Here is a 25,630-nt window from a genome sequence, read left to right on the forward strand (position 1 = left end):
TTATTGTTTCACAATTTTCATGTTCAGTTTCTCGAATGCAATTTCGATAGCAGCCTTCAAATTAGCAGTAGTTTTGATGGTTCCCACATCGATGCCCAATTCCACAATAGTTTGAGCAACTGCAGGAGAAAGGCCTGAAATAATACATTCACATCCCATCAACTTTGTAGCTTTTGTGATTTTTATAAGGTGATTGGCAACTGCGGTATCCACTACAGCTACTCCCGAAATATCAAGAATAAAGCTTTGAGCATGGTGTTGAGAAATATGGTTCAACGTATTGTCCATAATATCTTGTGCTCTTCTAGAATCAATCAAACCTACCACTGGAAGCAATAATAATCCATCCCAAAGCTGAGTAACAGGCGTGGACATTGCCATTAACGTTTTACTTTGTGCTGTGATTTTCTGGTTTACCACATGCTCATAACTTTGAACTATAATTGTCATGTCCATATGTACAATCTTGTTCAAGGCTCTTCTGATTCTATCAATCTTTTCCCTGTCCCAGTCTTGAGCTAGGAGAATTTCAATAAATAGACTCAAAAAGTGATCTACACCTGCTAAATAAATTTCTTGTGATAAGCCAATTCTTGCATGCACTTCACCTACACTTTTGCGTGTAGCAACATATTGATCATTGATGTCTGCATCAAAAAACTCTTCCCAGAAACTTAATTGCAATTTTTGCACTCTATGTAGCGTAGAAGGGTCTGCAAAATATTCTTGAAATTCAGCAGTTGTTTTTAACCATTTGTACCAAGATTCCACCATTTTGGGAATTTCTTCGATGGCAACAGGTTTGAAGTCATGTAAAGCATTTATGTCGATTTCAGTGATTCCATACAAATCACAAAGTTGGGTAGCATTTCTAGAAATCACTTCCATTTGTTGATGATATAATTAGAGTTAATCTATTAATTTGAGCATATTACTTTATAATACTAGAAACAAATTTAAGGTTTAGTTGGTAATTCGCAATTATTATGATCTCTTGTTTATCAAAAAGGCTTGAATTAATTTGTGTGATACTTTTCTTAGTGTTCTAAGAAGTGTATATTATTACAGATACCACGAACATATATAACGCAGTGAATTTTAGATTGAAACCATTAGAAATGTCCGATACAGAGGCCATTTTCAATATCATTAATAACCAACGGGAATACATTGGAGAATGGCTTCCTTTTGTACAGTATACCAAAGAAGTTGAGGATACTCGGAAATTTGTAGCTTCAATGCTAGAAGGGCCTGATAAGCATCTCTCAAAAGTGTATGCTATAATGGTAGAGGATCAGCTAATTGGATTGATCAGTTTTAAGGATATAAACAGGGTCAATAAAAATACAGAAATAGGCTACTGGCTTTCGCAGGACTTTCAAGGGAATGGTATAGTCACTAAAGCGGTGAAACAATTGTGTAAAATGGCTTTTGAGGATTGGGAAATGTATAGAATCGTAATTAAATGTGCAGTGGGTAATCATCCAAGTAAAAAGATTCCTCAAAAAATAGGTTTCATTTATGAAGGAATTGAAAGGGGAAGTATTCTGATGCCCGATAATACCTTTGATGATTTGGAAGTTTATAGCTTGTTAAAAAGTGATCCCATCAACTATTAATAGATAATAGGGTGTCTATCATAGAGCATAAGCAGTTGTACAATTAAAATCGGAAGTTTTGGATTTTCTTTTTTAGCCTACTCTACGTTAAAATATCATCACATAGCTTCGGCTATGCTCTTCTATTCTGCCTTGATTAGGCTGAAAAATAATTATCCAACTTCTACCAATTTCAAATGTGCAACTGCTTAAATCTCTCATATTATGAATACTCTATTATTGTCTTTCTTCTTTTCGCTTTTAAGTTTTAATGACACAGTAAATTATTTGGAATATCATCAGAAGGTGATTCTAATAGAAGAAATGATTGCTGAGGAAGCCTATCATAAGGCATTGGAAAATTACCAAAAGTTATACGAGGAATATGATTTTGTTTTTAAAAGAGATCTGAAAAATGGTGCTGCCTTGGCTTTATATCTAAAGGAAAAAGAAATAGCCAAGACACTAATTCTTCAATCTTGTGAAGCAGGTTGGCAATGGGAAAATTTCAAAAAGAATAAAAACATAGATTCAATTTTCACCAACAAAGAACAGTCTGAACTAAAATCATTAACGGAGTTGATGTGTAATAAATGGAAAGGAGATATTGATTTAACACTAAGAAATAAAGTACATTTACTCTTTAAAAAGGATCAGAAAAAAGCACTTGGAGCATTTATCAAAATTGGTGATAAAGCACAGGATCGTTATGCAAATGCAAAGTTTGCCCCACATAGTGAAAAGCAATTGGCAGAACTGAAGCAGATTATTACGACTAAAGGCTACCCCGGAGAACAGCTAATAGGCAATGACTTTTGGGGTTCTACCATTATTTCACATCATAATTCTATCACCTATGATTATGTAAAACAAGATACTTTATTTGAAGACCTAAAACCTTATCTTCATGAGTCTTTAGTAAAAGGTGAAATTTCTCCTTATGAGTTGGCCTTAATGGAAGATTGGAAAAATGCTGTTTTACGAGATTCTACGACTATAGCGTTCGGGTATTTAAATTCTCCTACGGTGAAAACTATTGATCAGATTAATAAAAATAGAAAGGCGATTGGCTTGCGGTCTGTTGAATTGCGAAATAAATTAGTGACAATAGAAGAGAAGACAGGGATGGATTTTCATCTACCTGATTGGGTGAAGGGAGAAATTCCTATTATTAATGACTAAACTCAAGATAAATGAACATTACAATCTCAGAAACAAGAGCAATAGAAAAAGATAAAATCATAAAGCTTTACGAACTGAATGAATGGAGTTCTGCTCAAAAACCTTCTTTATTATATAATGCGTTAATCAATTCTCATCATTTAGTATCGGCTTGGGATGGAGATGAATTAGTAGGAATTGGGAATGCAATTTCTGATGGTTATTTGGTGGTTTACTATCCACATTTATTGATTCACCCCGAATACCAAGGGCATGGAATTGGTAAAATGATAATGGAAAAGATGTTTGTTAAATACAAGGATTTCCATATGCAAATGCTGACTTCTGATGGTGAAGCAGTTCGTTTTTATGAGAAAATGGGCTTTTCTAAGGCAGGAAATACTACTCCAATGTGGATTTATGAAGGAAGCGAGCATTAAGAGCATATTTAAAGCATTTCTCTGGTAAAAGCTTCAAATATGCTCTAAAAAACTCCAATTACTACGTACAAGTAATTGGAGTTTTTCTAGTTGAATTAAACAGCTTGTAATTCTGAAACTAAAACATCTGGATTTGGTCTTTTGGTATAATCCACTGAGTATTCAGCATATTTGATCACACCATCTGTACCAATGATAAAACGAGCAGGAACAGGAAGAGTCCAGGTGTCGTCTCCATTATAATCATTCAATTTGATATTGAACTTATCATTATAGAGGGATTTTAAAGGGTCTTCCATTTCCCACTTAAGACCAAATTGATCTGCAATATTATTTTCTTCGTCTCTTAGTAGATCAAAGTTTAATCGTTGTTGCTCTACGATTTTTAGATTATTTTCGATGGTTTGAGGAGAAATGCTCACCATCTTCACACCCATTTCATCTAGTTGTGTTTTGTATCTTTTCAAGAAAGCCAAGTCAGTGTTGCAGTACGGGCACCACACACCTCTGTAGAAAGTAATTACCAATGGACCTTCTTTCAAAAGCTCTTCACTTGAAACAATTTCTCCATTGTGGTTTGGCAAAGAGAAAGTAGGCGCCTTGTCCCCAGCTTTTAAAATACCGTCCCCAATACCCGATGCCTCAAGGTCTCGAGTGGCTTGGTGCATGATTTCTACAAATTCGGCAGGCATTCCCCCCTCAATTTTCTCTTTGAGTCTACTTAGTGATTCTTGCAATTCCATAATTAAGCTTTTTGGATTAATTCTTCTTTAATGTGTTTTTCAAATCGGATAAAATCATTTTCAACTTCAGGATTTTTCATTACATCATAAGCGAAAAATGTTTCTAATGGCTCTAGTCCAAACCATTTAAAATTAAGGTGCATCGGCAACATCAAATCATCTTCACTGATACCGTTGAAGAACTTTTCATCAGGGTTGTTGAAGGCTTCTTTTGGGGCATTGGCAGTAACAGAGATCATATATTTACCTTTAAGCAAACCACCTAAACCATAATTTTGTTTTGGGTTTTCAGCAGTTCTTCCATCACCTTGAGAAAGTGTTCCCATCATGCCAGCAGTGAATACATCATCCATGTATTTTTTAAAGCTCCAAGTGATGCCCATCCAGTTCAGTGGCGTTTGTAGTAAAACAACATCTGCCCAAAGGAATTTTTCCATTTCTTCCTCTACATTATATTCCTTTTCAGAGGAGGAGTATTTGATTTCAAAATCAGCTTCTTCCAACCATGAAGAAGCCTTCTCTATCAAAGTGTTATTTAGTTTTCCTTCAGCAAATGGATAATACTGATGACCGTTAATAATTAATATTTTTTTCATGTTTTTTTCGATTTGTGTTATATTTGTTTCGTAAAGGAACTAACAATAGTTTAAAAAAGAAACTAATAGGTTTGATTACTGAAAAAATAGTGGTTACAAAAAGGTGACTTATGGGAAGAAAAGTAATAGATAACCCCAATTTGTGTTCATTAGTTCATGCTATGAACATCATAGGAGGGAAGTGGAAGCCAATACTTCTATACTTATTGGCGAATGGAAGTTTGCGTTTTGGTAAACTTTTAATGTTTACACCTACCATTTCTAAAAAGGTGTTGACAGAACAGTTGAAAGAACTGGAAGAAGATGGCTTGATAATAAGACAGAAATTTCCAGAAATACCGCCAAGAGTAGAGTATTCACTGTCTGAAAAAGGGAAAGCATTATTGCCAGTTTTAAAGGCTTTGAGCGAATGGACTGTGGATACTTATGGTAGCGAAATTGGTTTTGAACAATGTAGAATTGTAACGTTATAGCATGAAGTCAGTAATTATTGTTGGAAGTGCAAGAAACGAAAGTAATACATTGAAACTTGCCCAAACTCTCCAAATGAAAGGAGAGTTTGATGTGATTAACCTTTTTGATTATCAAATAGGGCATTTTGATTACGAGCATCAAAATAAAGAGGATGACTTTCTACCTTTAATGAAGAAAATTATTGAAAAGTATGATACCATTGTTTTAGCAACTCCTGTCTATTGGTATGCCATGAGCGGTAGGATGAAAGTGTTTTTTGATCGAATAACGGATCTGATTACAATTGAAAAAGAGTTGGGTAGGAAATTGAGAGGGAAAAACATGGCTGTGATTACGACCTCAAATGGTGGGAATTTAGGTGATGATTTCTGGCATCCTTTTAAACATTCAGCTTCTTATTTAGGTATGAACTTTTTAGGTGGGGAGCACACTATAAATGATTTGGACTCTGAAAATGCGATTTCATCATTTCTAGATTTCTTCAGCGAAAAATAGAACAATTAATCGTTTCTTTAGTTAGATTGAAACACCTTTAATCCATAAGAAACGATAATGAAAAAAGAGATTTCAATTTTTTGGTTCCGAAGAGATCTTCGTCTATATGATAATGCGGGTTTACATCATGCTCTGAATGATAATGCTCCTACGCTGTTGCTTTTTATTTTTGACACAGATATTATCACTGAATTAAAGGAAGATGATGCTAGAGTCACTTTCATATATGATCAGCTTGAAAAAATAAATGATCAATTAGGAAAGGTAAATAGTAGCCTTTTGGTTAAAATTGGGAAGCCTTTTGAAGTTTATCAATCATTAGAACAGGAATATGATATTAAGGGCCTTTATGCTAATGAAGATTATGAGCCTTATGCCATTAAGAGAGATCAAAAAATTGGAGATTACTTTCATCAAAAAAATATACCCTTTTATCAATTTAAAGATCAGGTCATCTTTGCTAAAGATGAAGTTCTAAAGAAAGATGGGAAGCCTTATACTGTTTTTACACCCTTTAAAAATCAATGGCTGAAAAAATTTGATTCCTCAAAAACTTTAGAGTACAAAGTAGAATTAAGTACATCAAATGTTATTCAAGCTCAACTTGATTTTCCATCCCTAAGCGATATAGGTTTTTCAAGATCTGAAATTAAGGTATTGGATTATAAGATTGATCATTTAGAAGGTTATGATGTGGATAGAGATATTCCATCAAAAAAGAGAACCAGTAATTTGTCCGTTCATCTTCGTTTTGGAACTGTAAGTATAAGGGAGCTTGTGTACAAAGTACAAGACCATGCAAGTTTCTTTTCGGAGTTGATTTGGAGAGAGTTTTTCATGCAAATTCTGTATCATTTCCCAGATGTGATTCATACAAGTTTCAAGAAAAAATATGATCATATTGAATGGAGAAATAATGAGCAAGAGTTTGAGAAATGGAAACAAGGTCAAACCGGTTATCCAATTGTAGATGCAGGAATGAGAGAATTGAATAAGACGGGCTATATGCATAACAGAGTGAGAATGGTGGTGGCGAGTTTCTTATGCAAACATTTACTGATTGATTGGCGATGGGGAGAGGCTTACTTCGCAGAAAAACTACTTGATTTTGAACTGTCTTCCAATAATGGAAACTGGCAATGGGCGGCAGGGACAGGCTGTGATGCAGCACCTTATTTTAGAGTTTTTAATCCTACGGCTCAAACGAAAAAGTTTGATCCTGATTTTAAGTATATCAAAAAATGGGTACCTGAATTTAATGGTTTTGGTTATCCACAACCTATGGTAGACCATAAAATGGCAAGGCAAAGAGCTTTGGATGTCTATAAGTATGGTTTGGCTTTGAGTGAAGTTTAAACCTAAGAGCATTTTTGAAATATCTATTTTAGTAAAAATCCACCCTTTCAGAACGTGAGTTTATTAATGTCTTCAACTATAGAACCACTATTTTTTCAGAAATTAATTTCCTCACAACCTAAAATGGAAAATTTTTACTTCTAAAATAAATATTCCAAATATGCTCAAAAAAACGCTCTCATAAGCACGAGAGCGTTTTAAAAATTTTAGGTAACCATATGTAAGTGTTTGGAGTATGTGAGAACTATAATATGTTGGAACAGGAGGACAAACTGTGTTCGATCAATAAGCCATTTGATATGTTTAAACCTAGTTTTAAAATTTAACTAATGTGTTTGCCTCCTGTTTTTTAATGCTATATTTCTAAGTACTAGGACATAAGAAATGGAACATTAATCTCGTGCACCATGACTGAAGTCATGGGCTGGTGATATTGACTCCGACAACACTAAAGTGTTGCCTCCGTTATCAACCTTCAAGACTTTAGTCTTGATTAGGTTGAAGTATAATTTGCCCATAGTTTTAGCTATGGTGTGCGGAACACTCGATTACTTTTGTCCTAGTACTTGATACTCTAAAATTGAGCAGTTTCTGTACTACCTGCCATTGCTGTAGTAGAAGACGTACCCGCGGTCACGGTGTTCTGTACGGCATCGAAGTAAGTAGTACCAACAAAAGCTTGATGTTTTACTGCTCTGAAACCGTCTGTTTGTAAGCTGAACTCTTTTTCTTGTAATTGAGAGTAACCGGCCATTCCTCTCTCTTTATATGCTTTGGCCAATTCAAACATACTTGTATTCAAGGCGTGGAAGCCTGCTAATGTGATGAATTGGAATTTATAACCCATGTCAGCAAGGTTTTCTCTGAAAGTCTCCATTTCTTCTACACTTAATTTTGAAGCCCAGTTGAATGAAGGAGAACAGTTGTAAGCCAACATTTTTCCTGGAAATTTTGCGTGTATAGCATCAGCAAATTTTTTCGCTTCCTCTAAGTCAGGTAGCGATGTTTCACACCATATCAAATCAGCATATGGAGCATAAGAAAGTCCTCTAGAGATGGCTTGGTCAATACCATTTTTCACTTCATAAAAACCTTCAGCAGTTCTTTCACCATGAATGAACTCACGGTCTCTTGGATCAATGTCACTTGTCAGTAAGTTGGCAGCATCTGCATCTGTTCTTGCAATAATTAGCGTAGGAACTCCACAAACATCAGAAGCTAAACGTGCAGCTACTAACTTATTGATTGCTTCTTGGGTAGGTACTAACACTTTACCACCCAAGTGACCACATTTTTTAGCCGAAGAAAGTTGATCCTCAAAATGTACGCCTGAAGCTCCAGCTTCAATCATCATTTTCATTAATTCAAAAGCATTCAAATTGCCTCCAAAACCTGCTTCAGCATCTGCAATAATCGGCACCATATAATCTGTGTCATTTTTATCAGCAACAGATTGTATCTGATCGGCTCTTCTCAATGCATTATTAATTCTAGTAACAACTTTAGGTACACTGTCTGCAGGGTATAACGATTGATCAGGGTACATTTGACCAGCTAAATTTGCATCAGCAGCCACTTGCCATCCAGACAAATAAATAGCCTTCAACCCTGCTTCAACTTCTTGAATAGCCTGATTTCCAGTCAAAGCCCCTAAGCCTGCCATAAAATGTTCTGTGTGTAATCCTTTCCAAAATTTTTCAGCCCCTTGACGAGCAAGAGAATACTCCACAAATACATTCCCTTGAAGTTTTATAACCTCTTCAGCGGAATAAGGACGCTCAATATTTGACCATCTTGGATTTGTTGCCCATTCTTCTTTTAGTGCATTGATTCTTTCTTGCTTTGTCATAATTGTGTTAAATTTACTGTGTTGAAAATGTATAAATGTGTATGCATTGGACCCCCATCCAGCATTCACTTTATATGGGGCACTACAATGTTATTGTAAGTGCCCTTTTTTAAAAATAATTGTATTGGTATGTTCTATTCGAAAGATTGAAAAACCTTTGAGTTATATTTGCTGATAAGCAGGTAACGTTAAGAATTCAATGAAATCATCTGTTGTTACTAGATTATCAAATATGTTTTTGGCTTCTTCGTATTTACCGTTGTTGAACTGCTCTTCACCCACGTAATTTTTGATGGTTTCCATGATCTCAGGAAGCAAACTTCTATAAAGCTCTGTGGTAATTAAAGTGCCGTCAGCTGTTGTCGCTTTATGTTTGATCCATTGCCAAACCTGTGTTCTTGAGATTTCAGCGGTAGCGGCATCTTCCATTAAATTATAGATAGGTACTGCACCTTGACCATCTAACCATCTAGCGATATACTGAATTCCTACGTCAATGTTATTTTTCAATCCATCAATGGTAATCTCACCCTCAGGAACCTTCAAAAGATCTTCAGCTGTGATTTTCTTATGAGTGATTGGTTTTTTCAAGTTGTTAGGTCCTCCCATGTATCGATCAAAAACCTCTTTCGCAGTTTGAACTAATCCAGGGTGAGCAACCCAAGTACCATCATGCCCAGCCATTGCTTCACGCGTTTTATCTTTCGCTACTTTTTCAATCGCTCTCTGATTCGCTTTTTCATCGTCTTTGATTGGGATTTGCGCGGCCATGCCACCCATTGCAAAGGCACCTCTTTTGTGACAAGTTTGAATCAATAGCTCATAATATGATTTCATAAAATGAACTTTCATGGTCACTTGTGCTCTGTTGGGTAACATGTAGTTAGGGTCATTTCTAAACTTCTTGATGTAAGAAAAGATATAATCCCATCTTCCACAATTCAATCCTGCAGAGTGTTCTTTTAAAGCATAAAGAATCTCATCCATTTCAAAAGCAGCTAAGATTGTCTCAATCAATACTGTAGCTTTGATGCTCCCTTGAGGAATTTTTAAGTAATCTTGAGCGAAAACAAAAATGTCATTCCAAAGCCTTGCCTCCAAGTGACTTTCAATTTTAGGAAGGTAAAAATAAGGAGCACTTCCTTTTGCGATTAACGCATGAGCGTTATGGAAGAAATACAAACCGAAATCTACCAAACTGCCAGATGCAGGTTGACCATCAATGATAATGTGCTTTTCGATTAGATGCCATCCTCTCGGACGTACCATCAAAGTAGCTGTTTGAGCATTCAAGGTGTACTCTTTGCCAGTTTTCGGGTGAGTGTATTGAATGTCGCCTTTTACTGCATCTCTCAAATTGATTTGACCGTTGATGTTGTTATCCCAAGTAGGAGAGTTGGCATCTTCAAAGTCAGACATGAATACATTGGCACCACTGTTCAATGCATTAATGATCATTTTGCGATCAACAGGACCGGTGATTTCCACTCTTCTGTCTTTTAAGTCATCCTTCACTTCAGCAACGGTCCATTGACTGTTACGTATATAAGCCGTTTCCGCTAAAAAGTTAGGCCTTTTGCCTTCATCAATCATCTGTTGTCTCTTGATGCGTGCTTCCAAAAGAGCAATTCTCCTCTTGTTGAATTTCTCATGTAAACGGACTACAAACTCTAAAGCCTCTGGAGTTAGGATGTCTTCGAATTGTTTAGAAATTAAACCTTTAATCTCTAAATTTTCAAGCTGTGTTGTAGATTGTACTCTCATAGTATTTAAAGTTTCGTTTGGGTGAATGATGTCTCAAAGATATAAAAAGCGAATTGAATAAAAAAAGCGAAAATTCGCTAGTGAATATACATTCATTTTATTAAAATATAAACAAAAAAATACGTATGTTGTAAATAAATATAAATATAGATTAATTAATATAATTAAATAATGAATTAAAAAATTGCGAAATTTCGCAAAAAAAATTAATTTTTATTTAAAACAAAACATATGTCATCTTTTGAGGTTTCTATTAACATATTTAGGAGAATAGTTTTTGAAGTAAAAAAAATAATGTATTTTTATATAAGGGCTTCTTTTGTATTGGTTAAAAATGGAGTTGTCCTTTGGTTTATTTCTGTAGCAGTATACAGTTGTTTAAACTAATTGCTCTGTTGTCTTGTTTATTAAAATGAAGACCTATATTCACTGAACTTGAAAAAGCATGCATATGAAACTTAAAATGACACTAACCTATTTGATTTTTTTTATCATACCATTATCAGTAATTGGGCAAGAATTTCCTTCCGAATATTGGCATCAAGGAGAAGTAGATTTGACCAATGGTAACTCAATGAGAGGAAGAGTGAAGTATTCTTTAGAAGAGGGAGTGGAGTCTATTCAAGTTATTGTCAATGGTGTGATCAAATCTTATGGAGCACAAAATGTGCAGTCGTTTGAAATTATGGATGCAATGACTAAAAGACAGAGAGTGTTCTTTTCACTGCCCTTCAAGAAATCAAAAGGTTATGTGAAGAATCACTTTTTTGAATTAATAGAAGAAGGAGAGCCTTATATATTATTTGCAAGAGAGAGAATAGCAGAAATTTCAGAGACATCCTATGATCCTTATTGGGGAAGTAATTTTAATACACGTCGTAGAGTGCTGGTTCATGATTTTTATTTGATGGATATGTTTGCAGATATCCGACAGGTAGATATGAGAAAAGAAGAAACAATGCTGGCTTACTTTGGAAAATACAAAGATAAAGTGAAAGCATTTATCAATATAAACAAGCTGGATTATAAAGACCGTGAAGATTTTCTTCAGATAGTCAGGTATTATGATTCGCTAGTCGAAACAAAAGAAATTTCAAATTAAAAAACTAAATTAGGGCTGTTAAATCAATAGCCCTTTTTTAAGCATCATATTTAATGAATGCTTTTACTAAAAACAAAATATACGTATGAAACCCTTAATTCTGATTTCCAATGATGATGGAATAACATCGAAAGGAATTAAATTTTTAGCAGACATTATGCGTGAACTTGGTGAGGTGGTTATCGTAGCACCCGACAGCCCTCAATCGGGACAAGGACATGCAATTACAATTGAAGACCCATTAAGATATCATAAGTCAGATTTATTTAGTGATTGGGGCATCGAGGCTTATCAGTGTTCCGGCACCCCAGCTGATTGTATTAAATTGGCAAAGAACCATATTTTACCTAAAAAACCTGACTTAGTAGTCAGTGGTGTTAATCATGGTAGTAACACATCCGTGAGTGTGTTGTACTCAGGGACAATGTCAGCGGCGTTAGAAGGTACTATAGAAGGTTTGCCAAGCGTTGGCTTTAGTGTTTGTGATTATAGTTACGATGCCGAGTTTGAACATACAAGAGAGTGGGTGAAGAAAGTAGCTCAATCTGTATTAGAGAACGGCTTGCCACAAGGGACTGCATTGAATGTCAATTTCCCTAAATATAATGGAGAACCTATTAAAGGTATGAAAGTGGGAAGACAGGCGAAAGGGAGATGGCATGAACAGTTTGACGAAAGGGTAAACCCTAGCGGAAGAAAATACCTTTGGTTAACAGGTAAATTTGTGAATCCTGATACTTCTGAAGATACTGATGAGTTTGCGATCGAGCAAAATTATGGAAGTATTGTACCTACTAAAATAGACCTTACAGATTATAATTATCTGGAGGAATTAAAGGGTGTTTGGGAAGAGTAGACCTATATTAGAGTTAAGAGTGTGAAAAGTGTAGTTGGTTTTATAGTAAACTATCATTCTTTAAACGTGCAATCATTATTTTGATGATAAATATACATGCGATCTTAATTCTTAACTTTTAACTATTAACACACTCGAATAGTTTACATTTATTATTTGAAGAATTTCTTCCTATTATTCAGTGTGTTAATAAAAGAATTTCTTGTGAGGTTATTTTTGGTTTGTTTTCTATCAATTAACCTTGCATATTTGCATCGCTTTAAACGAAAAGCATGTACGAAATATAGAATGAACCGCCTAGGTGGTGGAATTGGTAGACACGCTAGACTCAAAATCTTGTGAGCTTTGCTCGTGTGGGTTCGAGTCCCACCCTAGGTACTACGTTCATTTTTTATATTTTCGCTTGAGTGGTGGAATTGGTAGACACGCTAGACTCAAAATCTTGTGAGCTTTGCTCGTGTGGGTTCGAGTCCCACCTCAAGTACATTTTGTCCATATTGAAGAAATTAAAAAACAATTTGCCTAGGTGGTGGAATTGGTAGACACGCTAGACTCAAAATCTTGTGAGCTTTGCTCGTGTGGGTTCGAGTCCCACCCTAGGTACTACGATTGTTTTTTTAATTTCCGCCTGGGTGGTGGAATTGGTAGACACGCTAGACTCAAAATCTTGTGAGCTTTGCTCGTGTGGGTTCGAGTCCCACCCCAGGTACTCAAAAAGCATTGGTAGAAATATCAATGCTTTTTTTATTGCTTAAATTTTTCCACTAAGCTTATTTTAAATACTCCAATTTAGGCAAGATAAGAATTGTCACATGCGATCATTTTAGTTGTAATCTATAAGTAGGGTTGCAAAATGAATCGATGCTTTGGAATGCTAGCTTTATAAGGCTTTAATTGATATGAATTTTGTGATTTTTGAAGAGGTAAACAATTAAAAAAATATAGAATCCCTTCGTACATTTCCGCAGCTTTCACTGTCTATTATAAGTGAAGATTATTTAAAATATTTCAATTGATTAAAGTTTTAAAGGCAGTGTTTACAATAATTAACAGCTATATTTAGATGTCTTTAACAAAAGTTGAAAAATAGTTAAAATTAAACGTAAAAAAGTCCTATCTTTGTTTACGTGAATGATAGAATGTACATGTCAATAAGAAATTTCATATATGGATTGTTTTTACTACTGTTTATCAGTTGTGAAGAGGAAGCGATTGAAGAGTCGCTTGCTGAGGATCTGTTGTATGTGAAAAAATATGAGTTGACGTATTCTCAACCTCTGAAATTAGATACTTTTAGTGCCGAATTATCAGGGGATGATTTGAACTCTTCTATACTTCATTTTAAAATTGTCCGCTTTGATGGTATGCTTCTTTATGAAGAGTATGTGGATGGTGAGAATGTGATCGGAGACGATGAAGATCTGGACAGTTTAGATATTGATACAAGAAACAAACTAGTGCATAGTAGGGTAGATAATTTCCTTCATGACAAGGCAGAGGTAATTATTCTGTTGGAGAAATTGAGACCTAAAGTTAAAGCAGGTTTGTAAAGAATATAAATAACAAAAAAACCTTCTCATTTAAAATGGGAAGGTTTTTTTATGCAGTTGCACGTTTAAAATAGAGATAAGTTGGATTATTATTTTTTAGTCTAATCAAGGCAGGATAGAAGAGCATAGCCGAAGCTACGTGATGATATTCTAACGAAGAGTAGGCTAAAAAAGAAAACCCAAAACTTCCGATTTTAATTGTACAACTGCTTATGTATTCAAAAAAGTGCCTAGCACTCGTTTAATCTTACTGTGATGGCATTTTTATGAGCCTCTAGTTCTTCAGCAGCAGCCATTCTTTCCACGTGAGGTCCTAAAGCTTTTAAACCCTCTTTGTCGATCTTCTGGAAAGTTATTTTTCTATAATAGCTATCTAAAGATACGCCAGAGTAGTTTTTCGCATAACCATAAGTTGGTAAAGTATGGTTTGTGCCAGAAGCATAATCGCCAGCTGATTCAGGAGTGTAATGTCCCACAAATACAGAACCAGCATTAATGATTTTCTCAGCTACTTCCTCTGCATTGTCTAATGACAAAATAAGGTGTTCAGCAGCATATTCATTGACAAGCTCCAGGGCAGTATTTTCATCTTCGATTAAGAAGCTTCTGCTGTTATTTAAAGCCTTTTTAGCAATCTCTTGACGAGGTAGTACAGCAAGTTGCTTTTCCAGCTCCTCTTCTGTCTTGCGGATGGTATCCTCAGAAGTAGAGACTAAAATAACCTGACTGTCAGTACCGTGTTCAGCTTGAGATAATAAGTCAGCAGCAATAAATGAAGGATGTGCAGTATCATCTGCCCATACTAAAACTTCAGAAGGGCCTGCAGGCATATCGATCGCAATACCTTCTTTAGTGGCTAATTGTTTAGCTGCTGTTACGTACTGGTTTCCTGGACCAAAAATCTTTGAAACTTTAGGAATGCTTTCAGTACCGTAAGTCATGGCAGCAATAGCTTGAGCACCACCCACTTTAAATACTTTTGTCAAACCAATTTTTTGAGCTGCATATAAAATTGCAGGGTGGATTTTTCCTTTAGAATTAGGAGGAGTACATAAAAATACTTCTTCACAACCTGCAATCAATGCTGGCGCACCAATCATTATAACAGTGGAGAAAAGTGGGGCTGTACCGCCAGGAATATAAAGGCCTACTTTTTGAATAGGAACACTTTTCCTCCAGCACTGAATCCCTTTCATTGTTTCCACTTTCAACGTTTCCGTTTTTTGAGCGGCATGAAACTTAGTAATGTTTTCAATAGCAATTGAAATGGATTCTTTTAGTTCAGGGGCAACTAATTTCTCAGCTTCCGCAAATTCCTCTTCAGAAACTAAAAAAGAATCAATGTCAGCTCTGTCAAATTGTAGAGAAAAAGCACGTAAAGCAGCGTCACCTTCATTTTGTACAGCTTTAAGGATAGGCTGTACTTGTTTTTCGATTTCCTCAATACTCATTGCAGGTCTTAGTAACAACTCTGACCATTCTGATTTTGAGGGGTTTTTATATAATTTCATAATTCGTCTTCTTTAGAAGAGAAGTATGATAGAATAAAAAGAAGTTATGATGAATGATAATAATCCATCATAACTTCAAAACTAATTTTTATAAAATCATCTTCTCGATTGGAACAACAAGAATACCTTCAGCACCAGCTGCTTTCAGTTCTTCGATTTTTGACCAGAAATCATCTTCCGCAATTACTGTGTGTACAGAAACGAAATCTTCATCTGCCAAAGGAAGGATAGAAGGGCTGCGCATTCCAGGTAATAAGTTCAAGATAGTGTCCAAGTTTTCTTTAGGAGCATTTAAAAGAATGTACTTGTTATTGTCAGCAGTTTGTAAAGCATTGATTCTAAACATTAACTGATCAATAATTTCTTTTTTCTCTGCAGAAAGACCAGGAGTAGCAATTAATAATGCTTCCGACTTGAAGATGCTTTCTACTTCTTTCAAGTTGTTTTGCATTAATGTACTACCTGTACTTACTAAGTCACAGATAGCATCAGCTAAACCAATATTTGGAGCGATTTCCACTGATCCTGAGATCTCGTGAATATCACATTTTACACCTTTTTCCGTTAAGAAATCTCCTAAAATTTTAGGGTAAGAAGTAGCAATACTTTTACCGTCTAAATCTTGAATACCATTGTACTCTTGTTCCTTAGGAATAGCGATTGAAAGTCGACATTTTGAAAACCCAAGATGATGGATAGTGTCAACGTTTTTGTCTTTTTCAACAGCCTCGTTGGCACCGACAATGCCAAGGTCAGCTACGCCATCTTGGACGTATCCTGGAATGTCATCGTCTCTTAGGAATAAAAATTCTAGAGGGAAATTGCTTGCTTCCGCTTTTAAAGCTCCCTTCATTCTAGGAATTTTGATTCCGCATTGACGGATTAAGTTAAGTGAACCATCACTCAACCTTCCTGACTTTTGGATTGCAATCTTAAGTTTTTGCATAATCTTTGAATTGTGTCTTACACTTTTAGTGTTTACACACGAAGTGTTAAATTGTTCATCTAGTTTTACAATGAGGTGATAATATAGTACCTCACTCTAATATTAAATTTCACATCAAAGCTACTTATTTTTTTACAGAATCGTATCAAAAAAATAGATTAATCGACATATTTATAAAAAATTAATCTATCGCTTGATAATTGTGGATTTAAATCATTGATAATAAGAGCTTGTGCGATTCATTTAAATTCTTTTAAAATTTTTTCTTCTTATTAATGTAACATTCTTTACGCTGTGTAAAGGAATGATCATCGTTCTTAGATTTCTAAAAAAGGACTTTTTTGGCCCTATTTTTATGTTTTATAAAGGATATAGAAGAAATGAATGTCTATAAAGCTTTTAATAAACTATTATAATATTCATTTTTGTTTAAATTAATAGTAAAACATCTATTCTATTGAATTACGAAAAAAAGATAAACCCTAAAAATATATTTTTTAAAGCAATGATCAATTGTCTAAAAAAGAGATTCAAGATTCTAATTTTATTACTGTATACCTTTCCTTTTGTGCCTTCATTTGCACAAGAGTCATTGTATTTTTCCGATGAGGTAAAACTGTTTAATAAAGGAATTGTTTTATATAATGAGAATAATTTTTCTGCAGCGAGAAGGTATTTATCTCGTTTTCAGCAGAAACATTGCGGTGAAGATGAAAAATGTATTGAAACTGAATATTATATAGCAGTTTGTAACCTTGAATTACAGCACCCAGATGCTGAAAGGCAGATTGTTGACTTTGTAAACCGATATCCCGTTCATCCTTTTTCAAGTAAAGCATACAAGGTGTTGGGTGGCTACTATTTTGACAAGGGAGAATACGCCAAAGCATTGGAGGCTTTTAATAAAAATCCGCTTTTTGACTTTTTTGATGATGATGATGTAAAAGTTGCCTATCAAGCGGCTTATGCAAACTTCGACCAAGGTAAAACGGAAGAGGCGAATAAGTTATTCCAGATTCTGAAAAGAGGAACACATGCTTATGCTTTGAAAGCCAGTTATTATGCGGGCTATATCGAGTTTGATCAAGGTAATTTTGAAGAGGCAATAACAGATCTTGAGAAATCGACGACTGATCCAAAGATTAGATCACATGCATACGCTCTTTTGCCCATTGCTTATTATAAAACAGGGCAAGAAAATAAAATGCTTGAAATGGTGAATGAGGCGAAAGAGTCGGGGATTCATTTACCGCCTGATGCATTTCTTTTTACTGGAAAGGTGTATTATAAAAAACACGATTACGAAAAAGCATTGTTTTATTTTGATGCTTACATGTCAGAAGTTCCAGTACAGGCCATTGATAGGGTGACGGCTTATCAGATTGGTTTTTCAAAGTTTAAAGTAAAATTATATCATGAGGCAATACAGCCTTTGTCTATTGCGGCAGACGATAAGGATGAATTGGCACAAGTGGCATCTTATGATTTGGGGGTGACATCGCTATCGATCGGGGAGAAAGATAAAGCACTTCTGGCCTTTGAACAATCGAGGTACCTAACATTCAATAAAGAACTTCAAGAGTTAGCTGCTTACAATTACATTAAGGTGTTGTTCGATGTGGGACTTTATACACAAGTACCTGATGCTTTCGACTTTTTTGTAGCTTATTTCCCTAATTCAGATAAAAAGGATGAAGTGGATCATTTGCTTCAGGTTGCCTATGTAAACTCTGGTGATTACACTAAAGCACTAGAAATGTTTGATAAACTGACTTATGTAAATGTAGACACTAGAAGGGCATATCAAGAAGCAGCTTTTAATAAGTCGGTAGAAAATGCCAATGATGACGACTGGAGAGGAGCGATAGAATACTTATTAAAATCCCAACGTTTTCCAATTAGTGATGATTTGCTGAATGCCTCTAACTATTGGTTGGGTGAAGCTTATTCTTTCCTTGAGGTGTATGATTCTGCTGTCATGTCATATGATAAAGTTCCAGAGAGTTCGCAGTTTTATGTGCCGAGCTTGTTTGGTAAAGGATATGCCAATTATGCTGATGAGGAATATGAACTTGCAGTCAATGATTTGACTAATTATATCAATAAAGGAAGAAATATAGAGTCTAGAGAGAAAATTGGTGAGGCAATGTTGAGAAGAGCAGATTGTTACTTTGGAATGCAAAACTATAAAGTAGCTATCCGATCTTATAACATGGCTATTTCATCAGGCGTAGAGGAACTGGATTACGTCAATTATCAAATGGCGCAGAACTACAAAGCTTTAGGACAATTGGATAATGCAATACGCTTGTATCAGAAAGTGGGGAACGATTATAAGAGTTCAACTTTTGCACCTTTGGCTTATTATCAGATCGGTCTTATTTATGCTGAGGAAGATAGAAATGCGGAAGCGATTAAAAGCTTTACGCAGATCATTAATAGATATGAAAATACTGAGGTTTATATACCAAGTTTAGCGAAAAGAGCTTTATGTTATCAGTTAGAAGGTGATATGTCACTTTCGGAAAGAGATTATAAGGAAGTGATTGATACTGACCCTACCTCACAATATGCGGAATCTTCGATCACAGCATTGCAAGATATCAATTCAAGCGGATATGCGGTGAGTGAAATCAGTAATTACCAAACAAAATTTAGAGAAGCAAATCCAGAAAGTACTGCTACACTGAGAGGTGATTATGAAGTGGCAATTCAACCGTATCAAAATAAAGATTATGATAGAGCGATAATTACCTTACAACAGTTTATTGACAGTTCTCCTTATTCACAATACACAGACGATGCTGCTTTCGCATTAGGTGTGGCTTATAAATTCAAAAACGAAAAAGACAAAGCAATTACGGCTTTCCAAATCGTTCAGAAAATGCCAACGAAAGAAAAAGCATTAAGATATATCGGTGAATTACAATTACAGACAGCAAAGTTTGAGGATGCAATTGTTTCTTTTGTTGAACTAGAAAAAATAGCCACAAGGAAATCCACTTCTTGGGCCGTTTATGTTGGTTTGATGAAAGCCAATTATGAGGTGAAAGATTATGGTGCAACGCTTGCTTACGCAAATAAGATCATTGAGAATAATGTAAAAAGGAGTCTTTTAGAAGCTGAATTATACATTGCAAAAGTTCATTTACAGGAAGGGAAGTTTAATGAATCTCTGACTTTATTTGATGAAGTAGCACAGAAAGCAAGTTCTAAGATAGGAGCTGAAGCACAATATTATGTAGGTTATACTTTGAGGGCTCAAGCTTTAAAATCAGAAACAAATAAAGAGGTGTTGAAAAAAGGTTTGGATACAAGTACAACGGCATTGATAGACGTACAGAAAAGATTTGCCAGTTATACAGAATGGACCAGTAAAGCTTATTTATTAATTGCAGAAAATTATATCAGCCTAGAAGATTTCTATCAAGCGAAAGCCACTTTAGAGTCGGTTTATAATTTTGCGGCTTCCCCTGAAGATAAAGCATTGGCCAAAAAGAGAATTTCGGAACTGGAAGAATTAAAAGAGAATGCGAGCAACCAACAACCTACCAACTAAGACAATGAAAAACTTTAATAGATATATAACTCTTGTTTTTTGTCTGATCATCGCTTCTCCTTTGATGGCTCAGACAAATGATAACTCTAACCTTGATAATGCTGAGGTGGTCATCGAGAAAAACTCAAGTTATGAGATGCAGACGATGGGCAGGGAGTATGATAAGATTCAAAGAATTGAGAAAAAGGTAAAACCTCAGCCACAGAATTATGAGTTGGAGCTGATTGGTATGGATTTGAATGATTCATTGCCAAAGCAGTTGCCTGCCGTAATTGATGATCATGAGGAGAAAAAATATTACAGCAAATATATCAGAGTTGGATATGGCAACTTCATCACACCTTATATTGAAGGAGGGGTGAACAGTAATAGAAATCCTGATTTTGATTATGGTGTTAATTTCCTACATAGATCTTCTCAGGAAGGTAGTGTTTCTAGAAAGCTTTCAGCTGGAAGTCATAATGCAATTGATGGTTTTGGTAAGTATTTCTCAGACTATGGTACCACTTCATTTTCTCTGGGTTATGATAGAGTAGGGACCCATTTTTATGGGGTTGAAGGTGATGAAACTCAAATCAGCCAGGACAGTATAAAGCAGATCATCAATAATTTTGGTTTTAAAATTGGTCATGAAATGCCGTCCTACCTTACAGGAAATAGTTATTCACTGAAAGGAGATCTATTCTTTGATTACACCGCTGATAAATTTAACGCTAGCGAGATGGAAATTGGTGTGGATATCAATGGGGAATATGAGATGCTCAACGATGCTAAAATTCATGTAAATTTAATTGGTGCTTTCAATCAATATAAAAATCAAACTACTGCAGATCAGTCTATTGATATCAATAGAAGTTGGGTGAAATTGGGCGGTGTATATGAAGCCACATTTGATGAATTATATATTAAAGCTGGGGCCAAAATAGCTTATAGTGCTGATTCTAGTTCTTTTGATAAAGGTTTTTATTTCTACCCTGATGTTTTTGTAGAATACACCATTGCTGAAGATGAATTAGCCGCCTTTTTAGAAGTTAAAGGAGATTTAAATATTGTGGATTATAAAGCCTTGACCAATGAGAACCCATGGGTAAGTAATGATCTTACTTTATTGCATGAAAACAAGTTGATTGACATCCGATTAGGAGCAGACGCCATAGTTGGAAGTGATATTGGAATCAGAGGAAGCATAGGCTATGCTATTGTTCAGAATATGGGATTTTTTGTCAATGATCCCTCAGATATATCAAGGTTTCTGATGGCTTATGCTACTGAAGGAAATACAGGGGTTTTCAATTTGAACGTTGCAGGATCTTGGACGCAAAGAGAGTGGATGGTTACAGCTTCTACGGATTGGAATATGTACTCTATTGGTGATGATATGATTGCAGAACCTTATCATAAACCGCTTGCAGTTAACAATGTTTCAGTGGTTTATAAATACTTGTCTAACTGGACTTTCAAGGCAAATATTTATAATAAAATTGGTTTGAAAGCCTTAGAAGTTGATGCTCAAACAGCAGAACAAAATACGGTTTCATTGCCAATGATCTTTGATATGAACTTATCGGCCCAATATAAAATCAATGAAAACTTGGATGCTTTTCTTTTGGTAAATAATCTTTTTGCTCAAACTTATGAGAATTATTACCGCTATAATGTGAAAGGATTCCAATTGATGGCTGGTGTAGGATATCGTTTTTAGACGTTTTAGGGTTTAATTTCAATCATTTTTTATGGTTTTTATTCTCTAAATGGCTAAATTATCAATCGAATTACAAAATTAATACAATAAACTCTATTACTTATACCTACAGATGGATGATTCTACTGAGTAATAGCGTTGTAAAGAAAATAGTTGCATGATTGCTGATGCTATAAAAAATGCTCTCCTTGATTGGGGTGTTGTAGTTGTTCCAGATCTCGGTACATTTTGGTCTGAGGAAAGTGGTGCGGAAGTTTCTCCCTCAGGAAATATCATAAAACCTCCACATGTTACCATCTCATTTTCAAAATCAGAAGATGATGTGGAAATGTATTCATTGGTCGTTTATATCTCCAAAACGGAAGATCTAGACGAAGATGAAGTAGCAATACAGGTGAGTATGTTTGTAGCGAATCTTCAGCAAAGATTGGAAGATGGTGAAACGGCTCCTATTGGTGATTTAGGCTATTTTATTCAGGATGACAGTGAGGAAATTATTTTCCGCCAAAGAAACGAAAGTAATATCACTCCAGAGAGTTTTGGATTGCCAAAAATCACAGCTACTCCTTTGATGGAAGACGAAATAGAAGAGGAGGAAGAAGAGTACAGTCAGTTTGAAGAAGAGGCGCCAGCGAAAAGACCAATTTGGCTCTTTATTGCTATCCCTGTGATTATTATTCTGACAGCAGGCGGGTATTATTTCTTAAAACCGTCTGATGAACAACCGAAAGAGGAAATCACTCAGGAAAAAGTCATTGAGGTAGAAGATAATGATGTAGAAGAGGTTGAAGAAGAAACGACAATTACTCAGGAAACGAAAAAAGAAGAGCCTGCCACAACGGTTGAAAAAACGAAGGAGCCAGAAGTAGCAGTTGAAGAGGAAACTCCAGAGGTGGATGCTTCTAGAAACGGTAATTATCATATTGTAATTTCTTCTTTTGGTGATCAAGAAAAAGCTGAATTAGCTGTAAAGCAAGCCGAGAAGAAAGGTTTTGATCATGTAGGAATTATCGTTTCCAAAGGAAAATTCAGAGTGGCATTGAAAGGTTTTAATTCTCATCAAGATGCTAAAACTGAATTACCGAAAGCACAATCGAAATTTAAGGGTGCATGGATTTGGAGAAACTAATCTTCAAATCTCTGCAACTGAAAGATGAGTTGATGGATCATTGTCTCTATTCATTATCAATTATTTTTGTCTTAGTACTTAAGAAAAAACACTAACAATAAATCATGAATTTTTTATCTATTTTACAAGGCACAGAAATGCCTGAACAAGGAATGCAAGGTACTTTTGAAGAAAGTGTATCATTATTTCAGCTTTTAGAAAAAGGAGGAATTACAATGGCAATCCTTGGGGTGTTATTTATTTTCGCCATGTATATTTTAGCGAATAGAGTACTGACGATTCGTAAAGCTAAAAAAGACCCAACAGCCCTTTTAGAGAAAGTAAAAGCACAAGTATTGAAAGGCGATATTGAAACTGCCAAAAAATACTGTGCAAGAGATACTACTCCCATGGGGAAAATGTTAGAAACAGGTTTGAAACACATTTCTTCTAATTTGAATACGATTGAAAAAAGTATTGAAAATGTAGCGAAGATTGAGTTATATAAATTAGAGAAAAACGTAGGTATGGTAGGTATGATCTCAGGTGCCGCTCCAATGATTGGTTTCTTTGGTACGGTAATCGGTATGATCAATGCCTTTATCGCCATCTCACAAGAAGAAGGGTCTGTAAGTCCTAAGTTGCTTTCATCAGGTATTTATGAAGCCATGATTACAACTGCAGGTGGATTAGCTGTAGGTATTTTCGCTTACGTTTCTTACAACTTTTTAGTACGTCAGATTGAAGATGTAGTACACAAGATGGAGGTAGTAACCATTGATTTTATTGAGCTTTTACAATCACCTAACTAGACAACAATGGGATTAAAACCTGAAAATAAAATCGACCCTACTTTCAATATGTCTTCTATGACCGACATGATTTTCTTGTTGTTGGTCTTCTTTATGCTGACATCCAATTTTGTGACACCTTCAGGTTTGCCAATTGCGGTGCCAAGCAGTAAGGCCTCTAAGAAAGTGATGCCTAAGGTTTACGTGAGTATTACTAAGGATTTACATTATTATGTAAATGAAGTGGAAGTGCCTTTATCTTTTTTGGAAGATGAATTGAAAGCAGTTTTGCCGGCAAAGCAAGAAGGAGTTGTAGTGCTGACTGTAGATAAAGATGTGCCTGTACAGCACCTTGTCAATGTTGCCGGAATTGCAACCGCTTTGAAAGCAAAAGTTTCAATAGCCACAACACCGACTTCTGCGGTAGGAAAATAATTTTGCCATGAAGAAAACGGAACAAGAAAAAAAGCAGGAACGTAAAAATAAAATCCTATCCTCTCTGATCACTCTTTTATCTGTGGTGATGATAGGTGTTTTTGCTTGGTTTACCATTGTTTGGTCACCGCCAGATCCTCCAATTCCTCAATATGGTATTGAAGTGAATTTTGGTATGGATGACGCCGGAAGTGGTGATATTCAATCCAAAGCACCATCAACGGAAGAAACGGAGTCGGTAGAAGAGCCAAAACCAACGCCCGAAACAGAAACGGTAGAACAACCTGTGGAGGAAGTAGTTGAAGAGGTAATAGAAGAACCAACTCCAGTTGAATCGACACCAGAACCAACTCCCGTTGAGGAAGTTGATCCTTTACCTCCGGCAGTAACTGATGCTCCTGTGGAGGAAAGTGTGGAAACCACAAAAGAAGAAGTGGTCAAACCTAAAGAGGAAAAGGTGGAGAAAAAGGCACCTGAAGAGGAGAAAAAAGAGGTGCCAGAAAAAGAGAAAACAAAAGTACCGAAAATCAATACGCCAGTTACAGGAACATTATTGAAAAAGCCTGAAGGTGGTGATGGTAATTCTTCCACTGCCAAACAGAACAATAATGGAAATGTGGAAGGAACTAAGGGTGATCAAGGAAGTAAAAAAGGTTCCGTTAATGCAGATGCACTATTAGAGTCTGCAGGAGGTTCAGGAGGTACAGCCTTAGATATGCCAGGTTGGAATTGGATTGATCCTCCAGAAGTGGATGATAGTTCAAGAGAAACCGGTAAAATTATTTTCGAAATACAAATTGATGATTTTGGCGAAGTAATTTCTGTAAAAACAATCTACCGATCAGTGACAAAACAGGTGGTAGATCAATACAGAGAAGCGGTTTCAGAGTTGACTTTCGAGCCAACAAATGGAGATACTGATATTCAGAGTATTACAACGGGTAGAATCACTTTTATTATCCGATCAAAATAAAGTTTTTAAATAGAATAGCCATCTTTGATGATAAGTCAAGGATGGCTGTTTTTTAATCATGACATTTAACACCAAATCTGAGCTAACTATTAATCGACATTTCTACAAGTTTTTTAAGTTCCTCTTTCAGGTTGCCTTCACAATTCACAGCACACAATCATTTACCATTCATAAAAGAAAATTGGATAGCTTAATATCAACCTAGTTTATACAGTAATCAATAATTTGAAAGATATATTTCCATAATAAAGAGCCATTCTGATTAATTACCAAAATGACTCTTTTAATTATCGATAACGGAAGAAGCCTTTCTTATTCAAAAGAATAAACAACACCAAAGTTGATCCCAAAATTGACCGATCCGCTTGCAATTTGGTAATTTAATTCAGCAAGAGCACCAAATTGATCATTGATGTCATAGGCAGCACCGCCACCGACACCAAATCCAAAATTAGTTTCACTGCTACCTCCTGAAGAAGCCGAAATAAAACCTAAAGATCCTTTTGCGTAAGGGTGGATAACATCATTGTTAAGAGCAAAGTGATACTTAGGGAGTCTTGGTAAATAGACTCTAGCACTCACTAAAATCAGGATATTTATTCTTTTTGGTGAGTGTTTTTG

At 35.5% G+C, this 25,630-nt stretch carries 23 protein-coding genes and 4 tRNA genes; 19 read left to right on the forward strand and 8 right to left on the reverse strand.

The genetic code is table 11. The features are described 5' to 3' along the window. Entirely contained in the window at positions 1-888 is an 888-nt protein-coding gene (locus tag HHU12_RS16830) for a protoglobin domain-containing protein (RefSeq protein WP_169657913.1), read from the reverse strand. Between the two features lie 203 nt (positions 889-1,091). Between HHU12_RS16830 and HHU12_RS16835 the strand changes: the two genes are divergently transcribed. The 3 genes from HHU12_RS16835 (at position 1,092) to HHU12_RS16845 (ending at position 3,199) form a co-directional block, all read left to right on the forward strand. Beyond that, on the forward strand, positions 1,092-1,619 hold the full coding sequence (locus HHU12_RS16835; RefSeq protein ID WP_317170490.1) for a GNAT family N-acetyltransferase: 528 nt from the start codon (positions 1,092-1,094) through the stop codon (positions 1,617-1,619). A 204-nt stretch (positions 1,620-1,823) separates the two neighbouring features. Next, positions 1,824-2,780, forward strand: coding sequence for a hypothetical protein (locus tag HHU12_RS16840; RefSeq protein ID WP_169657915.1), 957 nt, complete (start codon positions 1,824-1,826; stop codon positions 2,778-2,780). Positions 2,781-2,791: 11 nt separating this feature from the next. Beyond that, positions 2,792-3,199, forward strand: a complete 408-nt coding sequence (locus HHU12_RS16845; RefSeq protein WP_169657916.1) for a GNAT family N-acetyltransferase — start codon at positions 2,792-2,794, stop codon at positions 3,197-3,199. 95 nt (positions 3,200-3,294) lie between these two features. On the opposite strand, the gene HHU12_RS16850 is transcribed toward HHU12_RS16845, so the two are convergent. Next, entirely contained in the window at positions 3,295-3,942 is a 648-nt protein-coding gene (locus HHU12_RS16850) for a peroxiredoxin-like family protein (RefSeq protein WP_169657917.1), read from the reverse strand. 2 nt (positions 3,943-3,944) lie between these two features. Continuing rightward, the gene (locus tag HHU12_RS16855) at positions 3,945-4,538 is read right to left on the reverse strand and encodes an NAD(P)H-dependent oxidoreductase (RefSeq protein ID WP_169657918.1); all 594 of its coding nucleotides are present in this window, start codon (positions 4,536-4,538) and stop codon (positions 3,945-3,947) included. Between the two features lie 110 nt (positions 4,539-4,648). Between HHU12_RS16855 and HHU12_RS16860 the strand changes: the two genes are divergently transcribed. Genes HHU12_RS16860 through HHU12_RS16870 form a run of 3 tightly spaced genes read left to right on the forward strand, consistent with a single transcriptional unit; the run spans position 4,649 to position 6,863 of the window. Beyond that, positions 4,649-5,011 (forward strand): winged helix-turn-helix transcriptional regulator, encoded by a 363-nt coding sequence (locus HHU12_RS16860; protein WP_169657919.1) that lies wholly within the window; start codon positions 4,649-4,651, stop codon positions 5,009-5,011. A 1-nt stretch (position 5,012) separates the two neighbouring features. Then, complete coding sequence (locus tag HHU12_RS16865; RefSeq protein ID WP_169657920.1) at positions 5,013-5,507, forward strand: flavodoxin family protein; 495 nt, start codon at positions 5,013-5,015, stop codon at positions 5,505-5,507. 57 nt (positions 5,508-5,564) lie between these two features. Next, positions 5,565-6,863: a cryptochrome/photolyase family protein gene (locus HHU12_RS16870; protein WP_205959907.1), complete on the forward strand. Its 1,299-nt coding sequence runs from the start codon at positions 5,565-5,567 to the stop codon at positions 6,861-6,863. 574 nt (positions 6,864-7,437) lie between these two features. On the opposite strand, the gene aceA is transcribed toward HHU12_RS16870, so the two are convergent. Further along, complete coding sequence (gene aceA, locus HHU12_RS16875; protein ID WP_205959908.1) at positions 7,438-8,712, reverse strand: isocitrate lyase; 1,275 nt, start codon at positions 8,710-8,712, stop codon at positions 7,438-7,440. Positions 8,713-8,874: 162 nt separating this feature from the next. Then, the gene (aceB, locus tag HHU12_RS16880) at positions 8,875-10,476 is read right to left on the reverse strand and encodes a malate synthase A (RefSeq protein ID WP_169657921.1); all 1,602 of its coding nucleotides are present in this window, start codon (positions 10,474-10,476) and stop codon (positions 8,875-8,877) included. Positions 10,477-10,939: 463 nt separating this feature from the next. On the opposite strand from aceB, the gene HHU12_RS16885 reads away from it, so the two are divergent. The 7 genes from HHU12_RS16885 (at position 10,940) to HHU12_RS16915 (ending at position 13,984) form a co-directional block, all read left to right on the forward strand. Next, entirely contained in the window at positions 10,940-11,578 is a 639-nt protein-coding gene (locus HHU12_RS16885; RefSeq protein WP_169657922.1) for a hypothetical protein, read from the forward strand. A gap of 85 nt (positions 11,579-11,663) precedes the next feature. Then, positions 11,664-12,434 (forward strand): 5'/3'-nucleotidase SurE, encoded by a 771-nt coding sequence (gene surE / locus HHU12_RS16890; protein WP_205959909.1) that lies wholly within the window; start codon positions 11,664-11,666, stop codon positions 12,432-12,434. Between the two features lie 295 nt (positions 12,435-12,729). Then, positions 12,730-12,812 (forward strand) — tRNA-Leu (locus HHU12_RS16895). A gap of 23 nt (positions 12,813-12,835) precedes the next feature. Further along, a tRNA-Leu gene (locus HHU12_RS16900) sits at positions 12,836-12,918 on the forward strand. Positions 12,919-12,954: 36 nt separating this feature from the next. Beyond that, positions 12,955-13,037, forward strand: a tRNA-Leu gene (locus HHU12_RS16905). Between the two features lie 23 nt (positions 13,038-13,060). Continuing rightward, positions 13,061-13,143: transfer RNA gene (locus HHU12_RS16910), tRNA-Leu, on the forward strand. Between the two features lie 436 nt (positions 13,144-13,579). After that, positions 13,580-13,984 (forward strand): hypothetical protein, encoded by a 405-nt coding sequence (locus tag HHU12_RS16915; protein ID WP_169657923.1) that lies wholly within the window; start codon positions 13,580-13,582, stop codon positions 13,982-13,984. 230 nt (positions 13,985-14,214) lie between these two features. Here the strand turns inward: HHU12_RS16915 and hisD are convergent, their stop codons facing one another. Next, positions 14,215-15,495: a histidinol dehydrogenase gene (gene hisD / locus HHU12_RS16920; protein WP_169657924.1), complete on the reverse strand. Its 1,281-nt coding sequence runs from the start codon at positions 15,493-15,495 to the stop codon at positions 14,215-14,217. A gap of 88 nt (positions 15,496-15,583) precedes the next feature. Further along, the gene (hisG, locus tag HHU12_RS16925; RefSeq protein ID WP_205959910.1) at positions 15,584-16,441 is read right to left on the reverse strand and encodes an ATP phosphoribosyltransferase; all 858 of its coding nucleotides are present in this window, start codon (positions 16,439-16,441) and stop codon (positions 15,584-15,586) included. Between the two features lie 505 nt (positions 16,442-16,946). Here hisG and HHU12_RS16930 point away from each other — a divergent pair. From HHU12_RS16930 to HHU12_RS16955, 6 genes are all read left to right on the forward strand, one after another. After that, positions 16,947-20,000, forward strand: a complete 3,054-nt coding sequence (locus tag HHU12_RS16930) for a tetratricopeptide repeat protein (RefSeq protein ID WP_169657925.1) — start codon at positions 16,947-16,949, stop codon at positions 19,998-20,000. A 4-nt stretch (positions 20,001-20,004) separates the two neighbouring features. Next, positions 20,005-21,702, forward strand: a complete 1,698-nt coding sequence (locus HHU12_RS16935; protein WP_169657926.1) for a TonB-dependent receptor — start codon at positions 20,005-20,007, stop codon at positions 21,700-21,702. A 157-nt stretch (positions 21,703-21,859) separates the two neighbouring features. Continuing rightward, complete coding sequence (locus tag HHU12_RS16940) at positions 21,860-22,831, forward strand: HU domain-containing protein (RefSeq protein ID WP_169657927.1); 972 nt, start codon at positions 21,860-21,862, stop codon at positions 22,829-22,831. 104 nt (positions 22,832-22,935) lie between these two features. Continuing rightward, positions 22,936-23,622, forward strand: coding sequence for a MotA/TolQ/ExbB proton channel family protein (locus HHU12_RS16945; RefSeq protein ID WP_240971005.1), 687 nt, complete (start codon positions 22,936-22,938; stop codon positions 23,620-23,622). A gap of 6 nt (positions 23,623-23,628) precedes the next feature. After that, positions 23,629-24,036: an ExbD/TolR family protein gene (locus HHU12_RS16950; protein ID WP_169657928.1), complete on the forward strand. Its 408-nt coding sequence runs from the start codon at positions 23,629-23,631 to the stop codon at positions 24,034-24,036. A gap of 7 nt (positions 24,037-24,043) precedes the next feature. Further along, positions 24,044-25,009 carry a hypothetical protein gene (locus tag HHU12_RS16955; protein ID WP_169657929.1) on the forward strand — a complete coding sequence of 322 codons (966 nt, stop codon included), beginning with the start codon at positions 24,044-24,046 and terminating at the stop codon, positions 25,007-25,009. Positions 25,010-25,321: 312 nt separating this feature from the next. On the opposite strand, the gene HHU12_RS16960 is transcribed toward HHU12_RS16955, so the two are convergent. Continuing rightward, the coding region (locus HHU12_RS16960) for an outer membrane beta-barrel protein (protein WP_169657930.1) at positions 25,322-25,630 on the reverse strand (309 nt) is incomplete at its 5' end.

The organism is Flammeovirga aprica JL-4 (assembly GCF_012844305.1).
GTDB lineage: Bacteria > Bacteroidota > Bacteroidia > Cytophagales > Flammeovirgaceae > Flammeovirga > Flammeovirga aprica.

Coding starts and splice junctions, on each gene's coding strand:
- HHU12_RS16855 (WP_169657918.1), bottom strand. CDS start 4,538: ATGAAAAAAATATTAATTATTAACGGTCATCAGTATTATCCATTTGCT.
- HHU12_RS16865 (WP_169657920.1), top strand. CDS start 5,013: ATGAAGTCAGTAATTATTGTTGGAAGTGCAAGAAACGAAAGTAATACA.
- hisG (WP_205959910.1), bottom strand. CDS start 16,441: ATGCAAAAACTTAAGATTGCAATCCAAAAGTCAGGAAGGTTGAGTGAT.
- HHU12_RS16915 (WP_169657923.1), top strand. CDS start 13,580: ATGTCAATAAGAAATTTCATATATGGATTGTTTTTACTACTGTTTATC.
- HHU12_RS16930 (WP_169657925.1), top strand. CDS start 16,947: ATGATCAATTGTCTAAAAAAGAGATTCAAGATTCTAATTTTATTACTG.
- HHU12_RS16845 (WP_169657916.1), top strand. CDS start 2,792: ATGAACATTACAATCTCAGAAACAAGAGCAATAGAAAAAGATAAAATC.
- aceA (WP_205959908.1), bottom strand. CDS start 8,712: ATGACAAAGCAAGAAAGAATCAATGCACTAAAAGAAGAATGGGCAACA.
- HHU12_RS16860 (WP_169657919.1), top strand. CDS start 4,649: ATGGGAAGAAAAGTAATAGATAACCCCAATTTGTGTTCATTAGTTCAT.
- HHU12_RS16850 (WP_169657917.1), bottom strand. CDS start 3,942: ATGGAATTGCAAGAATCACTAAGTAGACTCAAAGAGAAAATTGAGGGG.
- HHU12_RS16940 (WP_169657927.1), top strand. CDS start 21,860: ATGATTGCTGATGCTATAAAAAATGCTCTCCTTGATTGGGGTGTTGTA.
- HHU12_RS16840 (WP_169657915.1), top strand. CDS start 1,824: ATGAATACTCTATTATTGTCTTTCTTCTTTTCGCTTTTAAGTTTTAAT.
- HHU12_RS16830 (WP_169657913.1), bottom strand. CDS start 888: ATGGAAGTGATTTCTAGAAATGCTACCCAACTTTGTGATTTGTATGGA.
- aceB (WP_169657921.1), bottom strand. CDS start 10,476: ATGAGAGTACAATCTACAACACAGCTTGAAAATTTAGAGATTAAAGGT.
- hisD (WP_169657924.1), bottom strand. CDS start 15,495: ATGAAATTATATAAAAACCCCTCAAAATCAGAATGGTCAGAGTTGTTA.
- HHU12_RS16935 (WP_169657926.1), top strand. CDS start 20,005: ATGAAAAACTTTAATAGATATATAACTCTTGTTTTTTGTCTGATCATC.
- HHU12_RS16885 (WP_169657922.1), top strand. CDS start 10,940: ATGACACTAACCTATTTGATTTTTTTTATCATACCATTATCAGTAATT.
- HHU12_RS16870 (WP_205959907.1), top strand. CDS start 5,565: ATGAAAAAAGAGATTTCAATTTTTTGGTTCCGAAGAGATCTTCGTCTA.
- HHU12_RS16950 (WP_169657928.1), top strand. CDS start 23,629: ATGGGATTAAAACCTGAAAATAAAATCGACCCTACTTTCAATATGTCT.
- surE (WP_205959909.1), top strand. CDS start 11,664: ATGAAACCCTTAATTCTGATTTCCAATGATGATGGAATAACATCGAAA.
- HHU12_RS16945 (WP_240971005.1), top strand. CDS start 22,936: ATGAATTTTTTATCTATTTTACAAGGCACAGAAATGCCTGAACAAGGA.
- HHU12_RS16955 (WP_169657929.1), top strand. CDS start 24,044: ATGAAGAAAACGGAACAAGAAAAAAAGCAGGAACGTAAAAATAAAATC.